Origin of the sequence: Actinacidiphila cocklensis, from assembly GCF_907177275.1 — a bacterium.
GTDB lineage: Bacteria > Actinomycetota > Actinomycetes > Streptomycetales > Streptomycetaceae > Actinacidiphila > Actinacidiphila cocklensis.
Genome location: NZ_CAJSLV010000062.1, coordinates 53787 through 71620, shown reverse-complemented (window position 1 = coordinate 71620; position 17834 = coordinate 53787). Strand labels below are relative to the sequence as shown.

Annotated in this window: 18 protein-coding genes; 3 read left to right on the top strand and 15 right to left on the bottom strand. The window is 72.7% G+C overall.

All coding sequences use genetic code 11. The annotated features are described in order from the left end of the window. Positions 1-3 precede the first annotated feature (3 nt). Complete coding sequence (locus tag NFU81_RS22265; protein ID WP_251492620.1) at positions 4-1272, top strand: MFS transporter; 1269 nt, start codon at positions 4-6, stop codon at positions 1270-1272. Next, positions 1269-2291: a TolB-like translocation protein gene (locus NFU81_RS22260; protein WP_251492617.1), complete on the top strand. Its 1023-nt coding sequence runs from the start codon at positions 1269-1271 to the stop codon at positions 2289-2291. Before NFU81_RS22265 ends, NFU81_RS22260 begins: the two co-directional genes overlap by 4 nt. A gap of 6 nt (positions 2292-2297) precedes the next feature. Here NFU81_RS22260 and NFU81_RS22255 read toward each other — a convergent pair whose 3' ends face one another. From NFU81_RS22255 to NFU81_RS22245, 3 genes are all read right to left on the bottom strand, one after another. After that, positions 2298-3332, bottom strand: coding sequence for a hypothetical protein (locus NFU81_RS22255; protein ID WP_251492615.1), 1035 nt, complete (start codon positions 3330-3332; stop codon positions 2298-2300). Positions 3333-3442: 110 nt separating this feature from the next. Next, a complete protein-coding gene (locus NFU81_RS22250; RefSeq protein WP_251492613.1) occupies positions 3443-3985 on the bottom strand; it encodes a hypothetical protein in 543 nt (180 codons plus the stop codon). A gap of 40 nt (positions 3986-4025) precedes the next feature. Next, positions 4026-4814 carry a GOLPH3/VPS74 family protein gene (locus tag NFU81_RS22245; RefSeq protein WP_251492675.1) on the bottom strand — a complete coding sequence of 263 codons (789 nt, stop codon included), beginning with the start codon at positions 4812-4814 and terminating at the stop codon, positions 4026-4028. Between the two features lie 79 nt (positions 4815-4893). Here NFU81_RS22245 and NFU81_RS22240 point away from each other — a divergent pair, with 79 nt between their 5' ends. Continuing rightward, entirely contained in the window at positions 4894-5556 is a 663-nt protein-coding gene (locus tag NFU81_RS22240) for an HAD family hydrolase (protein ID WP_251492611.1), read from the top strand. A gap of 467 nt (positions 5557-6023) precedes the next feature. Here NFU81_RS22240 and NFU81_RS22235 read toward each other — a convergent pair whose 3' ends face one another. From NFU81_RS22235 to NFU81_RS22180, 12 genes are all read right to left on the bottom strand, one after another. Then, positions 6024-7385, bottom strand: coding sequence for a glutamine synthetase family protein (locus tag NFU81_RS22235; RefSeq protein ID WP_251492609.1), 1362 nt, complete (start codon positions 7383-7385; stop codon positions 6024-6026). A gap of 130 nt (positions 7386-7515) precedes the next feature. Continuing rightward, entirely contained in the window at positions 7516-8196 is a 681-nt protein-coding gene (locus NFU81_RS22230) for a hypothetical protein (RefSeq protein WP_251492607.1), read from the bottom strand. 27 nt (positions 8197-8223) lie between these two features. Then, complete coding sequence (locus NFU81_RS22225; protein WP_251492605.1) at positions 8224-8805, bottom strand: nuclear transport factor 2 family protein; 582 nt, start codon at positions 8803-8805, stop codon at positions 8224-8226. Between the two features lie 11 nt (positions 8806-8816). Beyond that, complete coding sequence (locus NFU81_RS22220; RefSeq protein WP_251492603.1) at positions 8817-9539, bottom strand: hypothetical protein; 723 nt, start codon at positions 9537-9539, stop codon at positions 8817-8819. Positions 9540-9559: 20 nt separating this feature from the next. Beyond that, the gene (locus NFU81_RS22215) at positions 9560-10063 is read right to left on the bottom strand and encodes a hypothetical protein (protein ID WP_422665259.1); all 504 of its coding nucleotides are present in this window, start codon (positions 10061-10063) and stop codon (positions 9560-9562) included. Positions 10064-10113: 50 nt separating this feature from the next. Beyond that, positions 10114-11397, bottom strand: a complete 1284-nt coding sequence (locus tag NFU81_RS22210; protein WP_251492601.1) for an MCE family protein — start codon at positions 11395-11397, stop codon at positions 10114-10116. Continuing rightward, positions 11397-12530 (bottom strand): MCE family protein, encoded by a 1134-nt coding sequence (locus tag NFU81_RS22205; RefSeq protein ID WP_251492599.1) that lies wholly within the window; start codon positions 12528-12530, stop codon positions 11397-11399. Before NFU81_RS22205 ends, NFU81_RS22210 begins: the two co-directional genes overlap by 1 nt. Continuing rightward, positions 12527-13663 carry an MCE family protein gene (locus NFU81_RS22200; RefSeq protein ID WP_251492597.1) on the bottom strand — a complete coding sequence of 379 codons (1137 nt, stop codon included), beginning with the start codon at positions 13661-13663 and terminating at the stop codon, positions 12527-12529. The genes NFU81_RS22205 and NFU81_RS22200 overlap by 4 nt, the downstream gene beginning before the upstream one ends. Beyond that, positions 13660-14730 (bottom strand): MCE family protein, encoded by a 1071-nt coding sequence (locus tag NFU81_RS22195; protein WP_251492595.1) that lies wholly within the window; start codon positions 14728-14730, stop codon positions 13660-13662. Before NFU81_RS22195 ends, NFU81_RS22200 begins: the two co-directional genes overlap by 4 nt. Beyond that, a complete protein-coding gene (locus tag NFU81_RS22190; protein ID WP_251492593.1) occupies positions 14727-15758 on the bottom strand; it encodes an MCE family protein in 1032 nt (343 codons plus the stop codon). The genes NFU81_RS22195 and NFU81_RS22190 overlap by 4 nt, the downstream gene beginning before the upstream one ends. After that, positions 15755-17020: an MCE family protein gene (locus NFU81_RS22185; RefSeq protein ID WP_251492591.1), complete on the bottom strand. Its 1266-nt coding sequence runs from the start codon at positions 17018-17020 to the stop codon at positions 15755-15757. The genes NFU81_RS22190 and NFU81_RS22185 overlap by 4 nt, the downstream gene beginning before the upstream one ends. Then, positions 17017-17832 (bottom strand): MlaE family ABC transporter permease, encoded by an 816-nt coding sequence (locus NFU81_RS22180; protein ID WP_251492588.1) that lies wholly within the window; start codon positions 17830-17832, stop codon positions 17017-17019. The genes NFU81_RS22185 and NFU81_RS22180 overlap by 4 nt, the downstream gene beginning before the upstream one ends. Positions 17833-17834 lie beyond the last annotated feature (2 nt).

Sequence of the window (17834 nt, the reverse complement as noted above, 5' to 3'; positions counted from 1 at the left end):
CCGATGTACGTCAGCGAGAGCCGCGGGAGCACACCCGCGGCGGCCTCGCGATCCGCCGCCCGGGGCCTCCCACGCCCCGGGCGGCGGTCCGCGGTCGCCTCCACCGTGCTCGCGCTCGGCGCGGTCAGCCTGATCACCGACATCTCCTCCGAGATGGTCACCGCGGTGCTGCCGCTCTACCTGGTCACCGGGCTCGGCCTGTCCCCGCTGGGCTTCGGCCTGCTCGACGGCGTCTACAACGGTTTCAGCGCCCTGGTCCGGCTGGTCGGCGGCCACCTCGCCGACCGCGGCGGCCGGCACAAACAGGTCGCCGCCTTCGGCTACGGCCTGTCCGCGCTGTGCAAACCACTGCTGCTCGCCGCCCACACCCTGCCGCTGATCGGCGCGGTGCTCGCCGCCGACCGCACCGGCAAGGGCCTGCGCACCGCCCCCCGCGACGCCCTGATCTCGCTGTCCTCACCGCCGCAGGGCCGCGGCCGGGCCTTCGGGGTGCACCGCGCAATGGACACCACCGGAGCCCTGCTCGGCCCGCTCGTCGCCTTCCTCATCCTGCGCCAGGCCGCCGACGGCTACGACGCCGTCTTCACCGTCAGCTTCTGCGTCGCCATGGTCGGCGTGCTGGTGCTGCTGCTCTTCGTGCCCTCCCGCGCCCGGGAGGCGGCCGCCCCGGGGGACGGCGCCGAGCGGCCCTCGCTGCGGGCCGCGGTCGCCCTGCTCGGGCGGCGGGAGCTGCGCGGGCTCGCGCTGTGCGCGGTGGCGCTGGGCCTGGCCACGGTCAGCGACTCCTTCGTCTACCTCATGCTGCAGCGCCGGCTCGGCGTGCCCGACCGCTGGTTCGCGCTGCTGCCGCTCGGCACCGCGGCAGCCTTCCTGCTGCTCGCCGTGCCGCTCGGCCGCTGGGCGGACCGGGTGGGCCGGTGGCGGGTCTTCGTCGGCGGCCATGTCGCGCTGCTGCTCGCGTACGGCCTGCTGCTCGCGCACCTGCGGGCCGGCGTGCTGCCGTACGCGGTGCTCGCCCTGCACGGCACGTTCTACGCGGCCACCGACGGCGTGCTGATGGCGGCCGCGGCCGGCTCCGTACCGGCGGCGCTGCGCTCCAGCGGTCTCGCGCTCGTGCAGACCGGGCAGGCCGCCGCGCGCTTCTGCTGCTCGATCGCCTTCGGCGCGGCCTGGACCGCGTTCGGCGACCGGTCGGCGCTGGCCGGGGCGGCGGTCGCGCTGCTGGCGAGCGTGGCACTTTCCATCCGGTTGCGGCCCGCGGAGGCGGTATGAGCGTGCGGGACAGGCTGCTGGTGCTGCTGGCCGGCGTCCTGGTGCTGGCCACCGTCGCCGGGGTCGCGGTCTGGCGGGCCGCCGAGCGGGCGGACCGCAAGAACCAGGTGCAGGCGGGCGGCCCCGCGGTGCACGCCGGCACGGTCTCGCTGGCCGGTTCCGGCGGGCGGCGCATCGTCTTCCGCTCGATGGCCTGGGGACCGCACCGCGACGAGCTGGCCAGCGTCCCGGCCGCCGACCCCGAAGGCTCGCGCACCGCCTCCGGCGTCAAGTGCCTGCGCTTCTACGCCGCCGCCGGCACCGGGATCTGCCTCCAGGCCGAGCGCGGCCCGGTCAACGACACCTACCGCGCCCTGGTCCTCGACGCCGGCCTGCACACCACCCGCCGCGTCGACCTGGCGGGCATCCCCACCCGCGCCCGGGTCTCCCCCAGCGGCCACCTCGTCGCCTGGACGGTCTTCGTCGGCGGCGACTCCTACGCGGGCACGAACTTCTCCACCCGCACCTCCATCCTCGACACCAGGACCGGCGTCCTGCAGCCGACCCTGGAGGACTACACCGTCACCCGCGACGGCAAGCGGCTGCGCGCCGCCGACCTCAACTTCTGGGGCGTGACCTTCGCCGACGACACCCACTTCTACGCCACCGCGGCGACCGGCGGCCACACCTACCTGATCCGCGGCGACGTGACGGCGAAGACCGCGGTCACCCTGCGCACCAACGTCGAGTGCCCCTCGCTGTCCCCCGACGGCACCCGTATCGCCTTCAAGAAGCGCGTCCCCGGCCTGTCCCCCGACGCCCCCTGGCGCCTCTACGTCCTCGACCTCGCCACCCTGCGCGACCACCCCACCGCCGAGACCCGCAACGTCGACGACCAGGCCGTCTGGCTCGACGACCAGACCCTCGCCTACTCCCTCCCGGGCGACTACGGCTCCGACCTCTACACCACCCCCGCCACGCCCACCGGCACCCCCCACCTCCTGACCCCCTCGGCCCTGTCCCCGTCCTGGCTGGGCTGACCCGCGTCACGCGTCGCGATACCAGCGCAGGCGGGGCGAGCGTATTGCGGGCAGCCTGACCAGGGTGTCCACGAAGGCGTGGGGGTGAGGCGCCAGCGGGGACCCCGGGCTCGGCGGCAGCGGGTAGTCGTCGCGCAGGACGCCCTCAGGGAGCACCCCGGTCGCGGGCATCGGCGAGGTCTCGCCCGGGTGGGCGAGGTACGCCCAGACCCCGCTGTCCAGCGGCACCACGGCCCCTTCGTCGCCCGGCGGGCGCCAGGGCGTGCCCGTGAGGGGGTGGCGGGGGACGAGGAGGATGTCAGGACGCGGCCGGGGCATGCCGATCCCCGGGCCGGCCAGCGCCACCGACCGGGCACCGTCCCCGGCGGGGAGGTGCCGGCCGACGGCGTGGCCCAGCAGTTCGGCGACGGGGCCGGCGGGAAGCGTCACCGGACGGCAGTCGGTGACCGCCACGAGGTGGGCCAGCGCGACGCCGACCGCCGCCTCCCAGCGGCGGCTCCACGACCCGTCGGGCTCGACGGGCGGGACGCGGTGCTCGGCGCGCGCCAGGTCGTCCCAGTCAGGAGCCGGACCGGCGGGGAGCCCCGAGAAACGGCGTACGACCGCGTCGGGCTCCAGCCACACCGTCTGCCACGACCCGCAGTCGTCCACCCGCGTCGCCACGGCCTGCCCGCACCCCACGCACGCCAGATTGGGACCTGCCCGGCCGTCCACACCCCGGCAGTAGCCCTCGCACCTCTCGGGGATCAGGGTCATGGAACGGGAGTCGCCGGGGGCGATGACGATCCTGTTCCGCGCCCCGAAGGAGACGGAGTACACCGGGGCGTACACGCCCTGCCGGGCAGCCGCGTCCTCCCCGGCCTCCTCCCACAACCGCCAGGGCGGTCCGGTGGGCCGCGGCTCGACGGCGTACGTCGCGGGCTCCATCAGGGGAGGATGGAGTTCCTCCCACCCCCCGTAGTGGGTGTGAACAGGAAGGGCGACCCGCGACACCGGCGCCGTCAACTCCGTGCCGCACCCGGCACACACGAACACGTCCAACCAAGCTCCCCCTCGCCCCGGTCCCCGCGGATTGTGCCCCGCCCGCGGCGATGGGTCCACGGGATTTCCCCACGCCTGGCCCGGGTGGGTCGCGCGTGAGGGGGGGCGTCTCAGGCGTGCTTGCCGTCAGTGGAGTCGTCGGGGAAGTCCGAGCGCTTCGGGAGGGGGTCGCCCTGGAGGCAGGGGGTTTCGATGGCGACGTCGACGGTGTCGGAGCGCTCCCGGATCACCAGGCGGTAGCCGGCCTGAGCCGCACCGGTGACCCGGGAGCCGTCGGGGGTGTCGCCGTTCCAGCCGACGATGTGCCAGCCGCGGTGCCGGAAGGCGCCCACGACGTCGGTGGCGTAGCCGTCGCGGGCGCCGAGGACGGTCTCCGTCACCACGTGGGTGGCCTGCCCGCGGACATTGCAGCCGGTCTGGCCCGGCAAGGGGGCCTGGACCGCGCCGGCGCGGGTGCTGCTGTCGCCGGCGCCCGCCGGCAACACGTCGAGGAGGTACGCGTGCAGCTGCTGATCGGCCTCGGCGAGAGTGCGCGCCGTCGGGAGCCGGGCGCCCACGTGCGCGTCGGCCGCACCTGCCTTGCCGCAGGCGGTGAGCATCGCCGCTGACGCGGCGACGAGCAGGACCGGCACGCCGGGTCTGAGAGAGGGCATGGAGAAGCTGTGCCTTTCGTACGGTGAAGGGGAAGTGGGCTCACCAGTCGCCGTGGCCGCCGCCGCTGTCGTGGTGGTGGGAGCCGCCGGTGTGGCCCTCGGACCAGGTGGACGAGGACAGGTCGTGGCCGAGGCTGTGGCCGCCGGTCGTCGTGTCGGAGTAGAGGCTGCGCAGCTCGCCGCCGAGGCGGCAGGAGAGGTCGCCGGTGGCGGCGGCGATCGTGGTGGCGAGTTCCTCGTCCGCGGTCCGGGTCGCGTCGGCGAGTCCGGGGAGGGGGTCGGTCGCGGCGAGGGCCGCCGTCCGGCGGCGGGCCGCGGAGCCGTGCAGGCCCGGGTAGAGGGCGGCGGCGATGCCCGCGGTCTGGGCGAGCACGAGCAGGGTCAGGTCGCGGGCGTCCTCCACCCCGCCGAAGACCACGCGGCCGAGGCGGTCCAGCACGGCCTGCCGGCGCGGCAGGTCGACGGAGAGGATGTCGTGGCGGGTGCTTCCGCTGCGGACCCGCTGCCGCCGTACCCGGACCGTCTTCTGGTCCTCCAGCCGGGACAGGTACTCCGTGGTCAGGGAGCGCGGCGTCCCGCGCAGCCAGCTCTGCGGGCTGGGCGGCACAGTGGCCGTGTCCAGGCCGTGCAGGATGTTGCTCAGCCGGGGGACGTCGACGCGCCGGGAGTCCAGCACCTCGATCCGCCGCGGGCCGACGGCGATCCGCCCCGCCAGGCTCAACTCCGCGAGCTCCGCCGCCCGCAGGGCGAACCTGAGCCGGTCCTCGGCGCGTATCCGTATCCGCCGCCTGCCCGGCACGATCGCGAGCAGGAGCAGTTCGTCCCCCATCGTCACCCCGCAAGCGTAGGCGCGGCCACCCCCGGAAGGCAGCGCTCCGCACTTATCGCCGTGCTGGCATGATCACGGGGTGACCAGTGAGGACGAGCAGCGCAACCCGGGCAGGTACGTCCTCTTCGACGTCGACGGCACCTTGGTCGACGCCGTGGACAACCAGCGCCGGGTCTGGGCGACGTGGGCGGGACGGCACGGGCTGGACGCGGCCGACGTCTACCGGGTGGCGCTGCGGACGAGGCCGCTGGAGACCTTCGCCGCGGTGGCTCCCCACCTGGACCGGGCGGAGTGCCTGGCGGCGCTGCACGAGTTGGAGGACGAGGATGTCAGGACCGGCGCCTACGCGGCCTTCGACGGCGCGTCGCAGCTGCTGAACGCCCTGCCGCCGGGGGCGTGGGCGCTGGTGACCTCCAACTACGAGCACCGGGTGCGCGGCCGGTTCGCCCGCACGGGCCTGCCGGTCCCGCGGGTCGTCGTGGACGCGGCCGCGGTGGAGGAGGGCAAACCCTCGCCCCTGCCCTATCTGACGGCCGCCGAGCGGCTCGGCGCGCGGCCCGAGGACTGCCTGGTCGTCGAGGACGCCCCTTCCGGAGTCGAGGCAGGCCTGCGGGCCGGCATGACGGTCTGGGGCGTCAACTCCGCGACCGCACCGGCCGGCGTGCACCGCCACTTCACGAGCCTGCGCGAGGCCGCCCCCGAGATCCTCACCGCCGCCGGAGTGCCGGCGCCAGGCCTGTGACCAGCCCATGACCCCGGCTACGTCGTCCCACGATCACCGGGCACCTGATGGCCCTGCAAGGCCCGTTGACGCTTCGCGGCGCGACGTGCCCGGCGCCATTGAGGCCCGTGCGACCCCGCGACCGGCAACAGCGCCATCAGCAGCGACGAGTCGAACCCCGCCTTCCAGCCCTTCCCCCACAACCAGTGCTCCACCAGCGTGCAGAACCCCACCAGCAGGACGTACAGGTACGCCAGGCCCGCCCACGTCCGCCGCTTCCCCACGCCCACGTCACCGCCCCGACCATGGCTGAGCAACAACTACCGAGGTCCCAGCTCCGCCAGGACCTGGGGCCAGTCCTCGTGGCCCAGCCCTCCGCCCAGTGACGACCAGCGTGTCGAAGGCGCCGGACCTGCGCAACCGGGCCAGCGGCACATCGCCGCTGGCCCGGATGGTCGCTCACGCACGAAAGGGCATCTGACCTGCGCTTACAGCACCGGCAGGTTCTTGCGGAGTTCGAAGGCGGTGACCTCGGAGCGGTACTCCTCCCACTCCTGCTTCTTGTTGCGGAGGAAGAAGTCGAAGACGTGCTCGCCCAGGGTCTCGGCGACGAGTTCGCTGCGCTGCATCAGGTCGATGGCCTCGCCCAGGTTCTGCGGGAGGGGCTCGATGCCGAGGGCGCGGCGTTCGGAGTCGGACAGTGCCCACACGTCGTCGTCGGCGCCGGCCGGGAGTTCGTAGCCGTCCTGGATGCCCTTCATGCCGGCGGCGAGCAGGACCGCGTAGGACAGGTAGGGGTTGGCGCCGGAGTCGAGGGAGCGGACCTCGACGCGGGTGGAGCCGGTCTTGCCGGGCTTGTACATCGGGACGCGGATGAGGGCGGACCGGTTGTTGTGGCCCCAGCAGATGTACGAGGGGGCCTCGCCGCCGGCGCCCGCGGTGCGCTGGGAGCCGCCCCAGATGCGCTTGTAGGAGTTGACCCACTGGTTGGTGACCGCGGAGATCTCACCGGCGTGCCGCAGCAGGCCCGCGATGAAGGACCGGCCGACCTTGGAGAGCTGGAACTCCGCGCCGGACTCGTAGAAGGCGTTGCGGTCGCCCTCGAAGAGGGAGAGGTGGGTGTGCATGCCGGAGCCGGGGAACTCCGAGAACGGCTTGGGCATGAAGGTGGCGTGCACGCCCTGCTCCAGGGCGACCTGCTTCATGACGAGCCGGAAGGTCATGACGTTGTCGGCGGTGGACAGCGCGTCGGCGTACCGCAGGTCGATCTCCTGCTGGCCGGGGGCGCCCTCGTGGTGGGAGAACTCCACCGAGATGCCCATCGACTCCAGCATCGTGATCGCCTGGCGGCGGAAGTCCATCCCGATGTTCTGCGGGGTGTGGTCGAAGTAGCCGGAGTTGTCGGCCGGGGTGGGGCGGCCGCCGTCCAGCGGCTTGTCCTTGAGCAGGTAGAACTCGATCTCGGGGTGGGTGTAGAAGGTGAAGCCGAGGTCGGAGGTCTTGGCAAGGGCGCGCTTGAGGACGTAGCGCGGGTCGGCGTAGGACGGTGAGCCGTCGGGCATCAGGATGTCGCAGAACATCCGGGCCGTGCCGGGTCCCTCGGCTCGCCAGGGCAGGATCTGGAAGGTGCCGGGGTCGGGCTTGGCGATCATGTCCGATTCGTACACCCGGGCGAAGCCCTCGATGGCGGACCCGTCGAAGCCGATGCCTTCGTCGAACGCCTGTTCCAGCTCGGCGGGGGCGACGGCGACCGACTTGAGGTAGCCGAGTACGTCGGTGAACCACAGCCGTACGAAGCGGATGTCCCGCTCCTCAAGGGTCCGGAGAACGAACTCCTGCTGCTTATCCATATCCATCCATCCTCGCCGGTCAGGCACCGCTCCCCCGCCTGGTCCGGGCGGGGGATCATGAGCATTGCATCACACCGTTTCGGGTGCGTTGCAGTCGCGGCTCACTGTCCATAGTGCCTGCTGCGAGGCCTCAGCCGAAGGTGTCGATCGAGGCGATCTTCCAGATGCCGTCCTGGTGGACGGCGTCCACCGCGAACATGGCCGCGGCGTACGTGCTGCCCGCCCCCGCCTTGGCCGTGCTGGTGTTGCGCTGGTCGGCGAACACCAGCACGTGCGCGCGGTCGCCGTCGATCGCCGCGACGCCGGTGTCGGTGACCGTGGTGGTCAGCACCAGTTTCTGCGCCGGTGCCTGGGCGCGCACCTCGGCGAGCATGCCCGCGTACTGCTGTACGGCCTTTCCGGTGAGCAGTCGCCTTGCCGCGGCGTCGGTGCGGGCGGTGTCGGCGTAGTCGTAGGAGAAGACCGCGTTCACCGCCTCGGCGATCTGGCCCTTGACCTCGCTGGTGCGGGCGGTGTCGGTCAGCGCGGTGTTGTGGGTGGCGACGGTGTCGTGCAGCGCCGAGGCCCGGCTCGCGGCGACCGCGGCGAAACCGCCGAGCAGGACGGCCAGCACGGCGAGCAGCGTGACGGCGAGCGGGAAGGGGCGCCGGGCGGCGGGCTCCTTGACCTCCACGGCGGCAAGGTCCGTACGGGTACGCGTACGGACCGGCGCCGGGCCGCGCACCGTACGCTCCTCCGCCCGCTCCTCCGCCGCCGCGGACACCGCGGCGAGCCTGCGCTGCCGGTTGATCAGATGACGGGTGGTCGACATGGCGCGTCGGTCCTCTCGCGTACGGCGTCAGTGGCTCGCGGTGGGCTGCGGGGTGGTGGAGGCGGGCGCGGGGTCCGGGGCGCTGTCGCCCATCGGGGCCTGGCCCAGGGCGCTGAGCTTCCAGCCGTCGGCGGTCCTGGTCAGCTCGCCGAGCATCCGGCTCTCCTTGACCGCCGGCTTGGACTTGGGCGCCTGGACGGTGATCCGCAGCGCGACCATGACGCTGGCCTTGCCGGTCCTGGTGTCCAGCTCGGTGACCGCGCCGGAGAGCACCTTGGCGGTGCTGACCGTCTGCGCCTGCTGCACCTGCTTGGCGAAGTCGGTCCTGCCCTGGGTGAGTTGGCTGTGCAGGTCGCCGGTGGTGGAGTCCTCCCAGATGTCCAGCCCGTGGTCCAGGTCGCTGTGGTCGAGGGTGTTGAGGTTCTGTACGGCCTGCTCGCCCGCGGCCAGTACGGCGTCGCGGTTGCGGGCGAAGGCGGCGTCGCCGTCGTGGGCGGCGCCGTACCAGGACCACCCGGTCAGTGCGGCGGCGAGGGCCGCGGCCAGCGCGAGGGTGAGCGCCGCCGCGAGCAGCGGGCGGCGCCGGAGGACGGACTGCATGCGTGCCATCTGGGCTTCTCCTACCGGGCCTTGAGGTCGCTGATCCGCCAGTGGCCGCCGACCAGGTGGGCGGTCACCGAGAGTTGGGCCGCCGCGCTGGTGGCGGCGGCGCCTGCACGCTGGGCGGTCTGGTCGAGGAAGACCAGCAGCCGGGCGCGGTCGCCGGTGAGCGAGACCACGCCGGCCCGCACCACCCGGGTGCTCAGGGTCAGCCGCTGGTCGGCGACCTGCTGCCGGATCTGCGTGAAGAGCTTCTGGTACTGCTGTGCCGCCGTGCCCTCCAGCAGGTCGCGGGCGGCCCGGGCGGTGGACCGGGTGTCGTCGGGGGTGTACGCGAAGATCCGGCTGAGCGCGTCGCTGACGTCACCGGTGAGCCGGCTGGTGGCCTCGGTGTCGGTGAGCGCGTGGTTGTGCGCCGCGCCCGGGTCCTGCAACCGGTGTGCCGCGTAGCCGAGTCCGCCGCCGGCCAGCAGCAGCCCGGCGATCACCACGACGGCGACGGCCCGCCACGGGCTGCTCCGCACGGCCCGCGGCCACGAAGGCCGCCTCCCCCGCAGGAAGCCGGGCCACGACGGCCGCCGCGCGCCGCGAGCGGGTGCGTCCGGGGCGGCGTCCTCGGCCGGAGGTTCCCCGAGGTCCTCGGCCGGGGATTCCCCGACGTCCTCGGCCGGGGATTCCGCGGCGGCCGCCACCGGGGCCTCGTCCGCCTCCGCCGGCTCGGCCGGGGGCTGGTGCGTCTTCATCCGGGTACCTTCCTCCGCTCTCAACTCGACCCGGCCGGCACCGCGGTGAGGGCGGTGAGCTTCCAGCCGTCGGCGGTGCGGGACAGGCCCGCCTCGAAGCGCTTGCGGTCGGTGGTCGCCGTGCCCGTGGCCGGGGTGACCCTGACCTGCACGGTGGCGATGAGCTTGGCCGTGCCCGCCCTGGTGTCCAGTTCGGTGACCGCGGCGTCGGTGACGGTGCCGCGGGTGGAGGTGCCCGACTGCTTCAGCGTGGCCGCGTCCGCGGTGTGCGTACTGGCCATCCGGTCGTGCAGCGGCCCCGCGGTCACCGCGAGCCACTGGCCGAGGTCGCTGTCCGCGTGGGCGGCGTCGACGGTGTTGAGCCGGGCGATGTCGCGCTGCCCGTCGGCGAGCGCGGCGTCCCGCGCCTTGCCGAAGCTCAGCGCGTCGTCGCCGCGGGTGCCGGCGTACGACCAGGCGCCGAGCCCGCAGACGACCGCGGCGACCGTCCAGGCGGCCACCCACCCGGCGGCCCGCCCGCGCAGGACCCGCGGGAGGCGTACGGCACGAAGGCCGCGCAGGGCGCGTGGCGGCCTCACGGCGTCACCCCCAGCAGGCCCGCCAGGTCGACGGGGCCGGCGGCCGGCAGTGCCGGAAGGCCGAGCGCGCCGGGCAGGGCGGGTCCTGCCGGGGCGGAGTAGGTGCCCGCGCCCTGACCGGTGCCGATGGGCAGGACGGAGCCGGGCTCCGCGGGCGCGGGCAGCGCACCGCCAGACGGCGCGTGCGCGCTGCCGCGGACGTCGATGCCGCTGGACGCGGGCGCGGCACAGCGGGCCGCGGTGTTGAACGCGGTCGCCGGCGTACTGGTGTCGGTGCCGTTGCGGTAGGTGGTGCCGCCGTATCCGGAGGTGCACGGCAGCGGCGAGAAGAACGTGACCGCCATGCCGAAGCGCAGGCCCTTGGGGCTGACGGCGGTGGATCCCGCGGCGACCACCTGGGGCACCGTGACCAGGTACTCCTCGATGCCGCGCTGCCGGGTCTCGGCGATGTCGGAGGTGGTGAGGAGGTTGGCCAGCACCACGCTCAGCTGCGGTCCCACGTCCCGCAGCAGCGCGCTGACCTGGGTGGCCGCGTCGGGTGCGGCCGCGATGAGCCGGCGCAGGTCGGTGTCGGAGGAGTTGAGCTGGGCGGCGAGCTGGTTGGCGCTGTCGGCGAAGGACCTGATGGCTGCCCCCTCGTCGGCCTGGGTGCGCAGCACGGTCTGCCCGTCGACGATCAGCTGGGTGTCGGCCGGGAGGTTGGTGTCGGCGGCGGAGATGAAGCGGCCGCTGGAGTCCAGCAGCGACTGGAGGTTGTCGGCCTGCCCGTTGAAGACCTGGCCGAACTCGTCGACGACGGTGCGCAGCGAGTTCAGCGGTACGGAGCCTGCCAGTTCGTTGACGCTGGTGAGCAGGTTGGTGACCGGTGCGGGGATCTGGGTGTCGGCCTGGTCGACGCGTGAACCGTCGTGCAGGTAGGGGCCGTTGTCGGTGCTGGGCCGCAGGTCGATGTACTGCTCGCCGACCGCGGACAGGCTCGCGACGACCGCCTGGAGGTGGGCGGGGATGTCCGGTGCGGAGTTGTCGATCCGCAGGTCCGCCTCGACGCCGTCCGAGGTGAGCCTGATCGGCCCGACCCGGCCGACCGACACGCCCCGGTACGTGACGTCCGAGTGCTCGAACAGGCCGCCCGCCTCGGGCAGTTCGACCTTGACGGTGTAGTAGCCGCGCAGGCCCACGTAGCGGCCGAGGTCGGCGTAGCGCACCCCGATGTAGCCGAGCACCAGCACGGCGACCAGCAGGAAGGCGATGTTCTTGACGACGGTCGTCCTGGTCAGCATCAGCGGCCCCCCGCAGTGGTGGTGACCGAAGGCAGCGGCAGCGGGAGGCCCTTGGGGATGTTGCTCTTCTTGCTCTGCGGCTGGCTCTGCGGCTGGGCGGTGTCCCCGTACACGTTGTCCTTGGACTCCAGGGCCGGGATGAGCTGGGTGCCGGGGGCGGCGGTCAGGTCGAGGTAGACGTTGAGGTAGTCGCCCTTGACGCCGTTGAGCACCTCGTCGGTGAACGGGTAGGTCAGCAGCACCTGGAGGGAGTCGGGCAGGTCCTTGCCGGAGTCGGCGAGCCGTTGCAGGGTCGGCGCGAGGGCCTGGAGGTCGGCGACCATGTCGTCCTTGCTCTGGTTGACGGTGTCCACCGCGACGCCGGAGAGGGTGTCGAGTGCCCGCAGCATGGTGACCAGCGACCCGCGCTGCTGGTCGAGCACCTTCAGCCCGGGGCTCAGCCCGGTCAGTACGGTGCCGATCTTCTGGTCGCGGACGGCGAGGGTGGCGGACAGCTGGTTGACGCCGTCGAGCGCGTCGGTGATGTCCTGCTTGTGCGTGTCCAGGTCGGTGACCAGGGTGTCCACCTGGGTGAGCATGTCGCGGACCTCGGGCTCGTTGCCGGTGAGCGCCTTGTTCAACTCGGTGCTGATGGTCTTCAGCTGCTGGATGCCGCCGCCGTTGAGCAGCAGCGAGAGCGCGCCGAAGACCTCCTCCACCTCGGGGTTGCGGTTGGTGTGCGAGGTGGGGATGACCGAGCCGCCGGCCAGCCGCCCGCGGGAGGTCTCGCCGGCGGGCGGCGCGGACAGCTGGACGTACTTCTCGCCGAGCAGGCTGGACTGCTCCAGGTGCGCGTAGGCGTTGGCGGGCAGCCGGACCTTGCCGTTGACCTTCATGGTGACCATCGCGGACCAGCCGTCGTCTGCGACGTGGATGGAGGTCACCCGGCCGACGGCGACGTCGTTGACCCGTACCGACGCCTGCGGTACGAGGTCGAGGACGTCGGCGAACTGCGCCTTGACGGTGTAGGGGTGGCTGCCGAGGTCGGCGCCGCCGGGCAGCGGGAGGCTCTGCACCCCGCCGAAGGAGCAGCCGGCCAGGGCGAGGCTGAGCAGCGCGCCGGCCGCGGCCGCTGTCGTACGCCGTCGGTTCATCGCGCGCCCCCTGGGGTGGTGACGTCCCCGGCCGCGGGGAAGGGCAGCGGCAGGCGCTTCGCGGCCGGGGAGGCGGTGGTGGCCGGCTTGCCGGCCGCCGGGTCGAGGTCGCCCATGCTCAGCTCGTTGATGTCGGTGCGGCCGTCGATGCTCTGGTGCTGCGGGTCGTAGGCGTTGAGCAGGTTGTCGGCGGCCAGCGGTGCGGTGTCGAGGAGTTCGGCGAGCGAGGCGCGCTGGTCGACCAGCGTCTGGGTGAGCGGGGCGAGCTTGTCGATGCTGGTCGTGAGCCGGCCGCGGTTGTCCTGGATGAAGGTCTTCACCTGGCCCAGGGCGGTGGACAGTTGCTGGAGCGCGCCGCCGAGGTCCTCCTTGTCCGCGGCCAGGAAGCCGGTGACGGTGGAGAGTTGGTCGGCCGCCGCCTTCACCTTGCCGTCGTTGTTCTTCAGCATCGTGGTGAAGGACTGGAGGTAGGACAGGGTCGCGAACAGGTCGCCGCTGTGGCTGTCGAGGGTCTTGGAGGCCTGGCCGAGCTGGTTGATGCTGTCGCCGATGGCCTTGCCGTTGCCGTCGAGGTTCTGCGCCCCGGTGTCGAGCAGCCCGGACAGCGCGCCGGTGGTGTTGGCGCCGTTCGGGCCGAGCGCGTCGCTGAGCTGGGTGATGCTGTCGTAGAGCTGGTCGACCTCGACCGGGGTGGCGGTGCGGCTCGCCGGGATGACCGCGTGGTCCCTGAGCTGCGGGCCGCCGGTGTAGGCGGGGGTGAGCTGCACGTAGCGGTCGGCGACGACGCTGGGGGCGACGACGACGGCTCCCGCGTCGGCGGGCACCTTGACGCCGTGGTCGAGGTGCAAGGTGACCTCGACCTGCTTGCCCTTGGGCCGCACCGCGTCGACGGTGCCCACCTTCACTCCGAGTATCCGCAGGTCGGAACCCTTGTAGACGCCGACGGTACGGTCGAAGTAGGCGGTGACGCGGTGGCCGCCGGGGCCGCCGAAGGCCGCGAAGCCCGCGGTGACGGCGGCCGCGGCGACCACGGCCAGCACCAGGCCGGCCACCAGCAGCCGCCGGGACACCCTGACCGCGGGCAGCGAGGGCCGGGGCAGCCGGGGGCGCGGCTTGGCGGGCGTGAGGGTCATGACGCGCTCCCTGTCGCCTTGGGCGGCATGCACCCGTTCTCGGGCGGGGTGCCGGCCGGCAGATAGCTCTTGGGCACCAGGCCGCACAGGTAGCTGTCGAACCAGCGCCCGTTGCCCAGGGTGTTGCCGACCAGCCGGTAGTAGGGGCCGGCCAGCGCGAGTGCCTGGTCGAGGCTGGACTGGTTGGCGACCAGGACGCCGGTGACCCGGTCCAGGGCGTTCAGGGTCGGGGCGAGCTGCCGGGTGTTGTCGGCGACCAGGCCGTTGAGCTGGATGCCCAGGTCCTGCGTGCCGGTGAGCAGGGTGTGGATGGCGTCCCGCCGTTTCTGGATCTCGCCGAGCAGCAGGTCGCCGTCGGAGATCAGGGTCTGGAAGCGGCTGTTCTGGTCGGAGAGGGTCTGGGTGAGCTGCTTGCTGCCGGTGAGCAGCTGGGCGAGCTGGGCGTCCCGGCTGGAGATGGTCTGCGACAGCGAGGACAGCCCGGTGGCGGCGCTGCGGACCGACGAGGGGGTGTCCTTGAAGGTGTCGGAGATGGTCTGGAAGCTCGCCGCGAGCTGCTTGGTGTCGAGCGAGCCGAGGGTCTGGCCGAGCCCGTCGAAGGCCTGCGTGACGTCGTACGGCGAGGTGGTGCGGCTCCTGGGGATGCGGGTGCCGGGATTCTGCTCGCGGCTGCCGAGCGGGTCGACGGCCAGGTACTTCTCGCCGAGCAGCGTCTTGATGCCGATGGCGGCGGTGCTGGCGTCGCCGATCCAGGTGTGCCGGACCTTGAAGGTGACCTCGACCTGGGCGCCGTCCAGCGACACCCCGGTGACCTTGCCGACCTTGACGCCGGCGACCCGTACCTCGTTGCCCGGGCGCAGGCCCGCCGCCTCGGTGAAGTTCGCCGAGTAGCTGGTGCCGCCGCCGATCACCGGCAGCGCGTCGGCGTTGTAGGCGACCAGGCCGGCCAGCGCGAGCACCAGCAGCCCGACCGCGCCGACCGCCACCGGGTTGCGTTCCCGCAGCGGCCGGAAGAGCGGCCTGCCGCGGTCGGCCGGGGCGCGGAGACGGAGACGTGGCCGCTTCATGACCGGCACCTCGATTCGCTGATCGCTATGCCGGTGGGCGCCTTGCTGCCGTCGGAGGTGGTCACCCCGGCGACGGTGGCCTGGCACAGGTAGAGGTTGAGCCAGGACCCGTACGAGGAGGCCCGTCCGACGGCCCGGAACTTCTGCGGGGTGTTGACCAGGAACCTCTGCAACTGCGGTGTGGAGTCGGCCAGGTCGGTCGACAGCCTGCCGAGCTGCGCGATGGAGTCCTTCAGCGGCTGCCGGCCCTGGGTGAGCAGGCCGGCGGTGCTGGTGGTCAGCTGGGAGATCGCGGTGATCGACTGGCCGATCGGCTCGCGGTCGCCGGAGAAGCCGGTGACGAGCTGCTGGAGGGTGGTGACCAGGTCGTTGAAGTTGGCCTCGCGGGTGTTGACGGTGGTCAGCACGGTGTTGAGGTTGTCGATGACCTGGCCGATGACCTGGTCCTTGGCGGCCAGCGTGGTGGTCAGCGAGCCGATGCTGCCGATCAGGCTGTCCACGGTGCCGCCCTCGCCCTGGAGCACCTGCACGATCTCGCCGGCCAGCTGGTTGACGTCCCTGGGGGACAGGCCCTCGAAGAGCGGCTGGAAGCCGGCGAAGAGCTGGGTGAGGTCCAGCGCGGGGGTGGTGTGGTCCAGCTGGATGGTCTGGCCGGGTTCCAGGGTCTCGCCGACGGGTCCGGTGCCCTGTTCGAGGTCGACGTAGCGCTGGCCGACCAGGTTCAGGTACTTGATGGTGACGTCGGCGGACCGGGGCAGGGTGCGCTCGCGCTGGACCGAGAAGTGCACCTTCGCCAGGTTGTGCCGGTAGACGGTGATCGAGTCGACCTGCCCGACCTTCACGCCGGCGATCCGTACGCTGTCGCCGGACATCAGGCCCGTGGTGTCGGTGAACAGCGCGTTGTAGCCGGAGGTGTCGCCGACGCCCGAGCCGGCGATGCTGACCGCGAGCACGGTGGTGGCCAGCGCGGTGACCAGGATGAAGATCAGCGACTTGACGATCGGTCCTGCCAGGCTCCTGCGCTTCACTGGACGGTCACCTCCGCCCCGCGGAAGACCGGCCCGGTCAGCAGGCTGCTCCAGTCCGGCAGGTCACCGGGCGAGGTGTGCGCGCCGGGTGCGAGGAGTTCGTCGATCAGCTCGTTCTCCTGCGGGGAGTTGGCCGGCGGGGCGGTGCCCTTGCCGGTGTAGGGGACGGAGTAGCACTGCGGGCCGCCGCTCTTGCCGTAGGACGGGGTGTCCTTGCCCGCGGTGTACCGGCCGCGCGAGGGCACGCTGGTCAGGTCGACGTGCAGACCGGGTTGGCCGGTGCCCTTGCCGAGTGCCTTGTCCATGGCGGGTACGAAGTCGGCGAGGGTGCGCAGGGTGCAGGGGAAGGACGGGGCGTACTCCGCGAGCAGGGACAGGGTGCCGCGGCTGCCGGCGGCCAGCCGGATGATGTTGGGGCTGTTCTGCCGCAGGTAGGTGGTGACGTCCTGGGCGGTGCCGGTCGCGGTGCCGTAGAGGGTGCTCAGGCCCGCCTGCTCCTCGGCGATGGTGCCGCTGGTCCTGGTGAAGTCGGTGAGCGCCTGCACGATGTCGGGGGCGGCGTCGTCGTAGATGTGGCTGACGGTGACGAGCTGCCTGATGTCGTCGTTGAGCACCGGCAGTTCGGGGTTGAGCTTGCTGAGGTAGCGGTCCAGCTGGACCAGGGTGGTGCCGAGCTGGGTGCCGCGGCCGTCCAGCGCGGTGGCGACCGCGTTGAGGGTGGCGGCGAGCTTCTGCGGCTGGACCGCGGTCAGCAGCGGCATCACGTTGTCGAGCACCTGCTGGAGTTCGACGGCGTCGCTGGAGCGGTCCTGCGGGATGGTGCTGCTCGCGGTGAGCGTCGGGCCGTCGGCGACCGCGTCCGCGGGCGGCACCAGGGCGACGAAGCGGGCGCCGAACAGGGTGGTGGGCAGCATCTGGGCGGTGACGCCGGCCGGGATGCGGTGCAGCTGGCCCGGGTCGAGGGCGAGGGTGAGCCGGGCGCCCTGCCCGTCGGCGTGGATGGCGCTGACCCGGCCGACGACGACCCCGCGGACCTTGACGTCGGCGCCGGGGTGCATCTCGTTGCCGACGCTGCCGGTCAGTACGGTCACGGTCGCCTCGTCGCTGAAGTCCTTGTCGTAGACGGCGACCGCCAGCCACGCCAGCAGCGCGGGGACCAGCAGGAAGACCAGGCCGGCGGTTCTGCGCCCGGCGGTGGTGCCGCGCAGCCTGGCGCGGCGGGGCGCGGGGACGGCGGGGGTGCGGGTCTCGGTGGCGGTCATCCGGCCACCCGCACGGTGGTGGTGGCGCCCCACAGCGCCAGCGACAGGAAGAAGTCGGTGATCGAGATGATCACGATGGCGTTGCGGACCGAGCGCCCCACCGCGATGCCGACCCCGGCGGGGCCGCCCTTGGCGGTGTAGCCGTAGTAGCAGTGCGCGAGGATCACGATCACGCTGAAGATCAGCACCTTCAGCGTGGACAGCAGCACGTCCTGCGGGGAGAGGAAGAGGTTGAAGTAGTGGTCGTAGGTGCCCGGCGACTGGCCGTTGAACCACACGGTGACCAGCCGGGAGGCCGCGTAGCTGCTGAGCAGGCCGATGCCGTACAGCGGCACGATCGCCACGACTCCGGCGATGATGCGGGTGCTGACCAGGTACGGCATGGAGCGGATGCCCATCCCCTCCAGCGCGTCGACCTCCTCGTTGATCCGCATGGCGCCGAGCTGTGCGGTGAATCCGGCGCCGACGGTCGCGGACAGGGCGAGTCCCGCGACCAGCGGGGCGATCTCGCGGGTGTTGAAGTACGCGGAGATGAAGCCGGTGAAGGCGGCGGTGCCGAGCTGGTTCATGGCCGCGTAGCCCTGGAGGCCGACGACGGTGCCGGTGGCCAGGGTCATGCCGATCATCACGCCGACGGTGCCGCCGATCACGCCGAGCCCGCCGCTGCCGAAGGCGACCTCGGCGAGCAGCCGCTGCACCTCCCTGAGGTAGCGGCGCAGGGTGCGCGGAATCCACAGCACCGCGGTGACGTGGAAGATGAAGTGGTCGCCGGTCTCGTCCAGCCAGCGCAGGGGGCGGTCAAGGAGTGCCATCG

Bases quoted from the DNA above. Each gene is read 5' to 3' on its own strand.
- NFU81_RS22210 (WP_251492601.1), bottom strand. From the start codon at position 11,397: ATGCTGACCAGGACGACCGTCGTCAAGAACATCGCCTTCCTGCTGGTC.
- NFU81_RS22250 (WP_251492613.1), bottom strand. From the start codon at position 3,985: ATGCCCTCTCTCAGACCCGGCGTGCCGGTCCTGCTCGTCGCCGCGTCA.
- NFU81_RS22220 (WP_251492603.1), bottom strand. From the start codon at position 9,539: ATGAAGACGCACCAGCCCCCGGCCGAGCCGGCGGAGGCGGACGAGGCC.
- NFU81_RS22200 (WP_251492597.1), bottom strand. From the start codon at position 13,663: ATGACCCTCACGCCCGCCAAGCCGCGCCCCCGGCTGCCCCGGCCCTCG.
- NFU81_RS22245 (WP_251492675.1), bottom strand. From the start codon at position 4,814: ATGGGGGACGAACTGCTCCTGCTCGCGATCGTGCCGGGCAGGCGGCGG.
- NFU81_RS22185 (WP_251492591.1), bottom strand. From the start codon at position 17,020: ATGACCGCCACCGAGACCCGCACCCCCGCCGTCCCCGCGCCCCGCCGC.
- NFU81_RS22205 (WP_251492599.1), bottom strand. From the start codon at position 12,530: ATGAACCGACGGCGTACGACAGCGGCCGCGGCCGGCGCGCTGCTCAGC.
- NFU81_RS22180 (WP_251492588.1), bottom strand. From the start codon at position 17,832: ATGGCACTCCTTGACCGCCCCCTGCGCTGGCTGGACGAGACCGGCGAC.
- NFU81_RS22195 (WP_251492595.1), bottom strand. From the start codon at position 14,730: ATGAAGCGGCCACGTCTCCGTCTCCGCGCCCCGGCCGACCGCGGCAGG.
- NFU81_RS22230 (WP_251492607.1), bottom strand. From the start codon at position 8,196: ATGTCGACCACCCGTCATCTGATCAACCGGCAGCGCAGGCTCGCCGCG.
- NFU81_RS22225 (WP_251492605.1), bottom strand. From the start codon at position 8,805: ATGGCACGCATGCAGTCCGTCCTCCGGCGCCGCCCGCTGCTCGCGGCG.
- NFU81_RS22260 (WP_251492617.1), top strand. From the start codon at position 1,269: ATGAGCGTGCGGGACAGGCTGCTGGTGCTGCTGGCCGGCGTCCTGGTG.
- NFU81_RS22235 (WP_251492609.1), bottom strand. From the start codon at position 7,385: ATGGATAAGCAGCAGGAGTTCGTTCTCCGGACCCTTGAGGAGCGGGAC.
- NFU81_RS22265 (WP_251492620.1), top strand. From the start codon at position 4: ATGTACGTCAGCGAGAGCCGCGGGAGCACACCCGCGGCGGCCTCGCGA.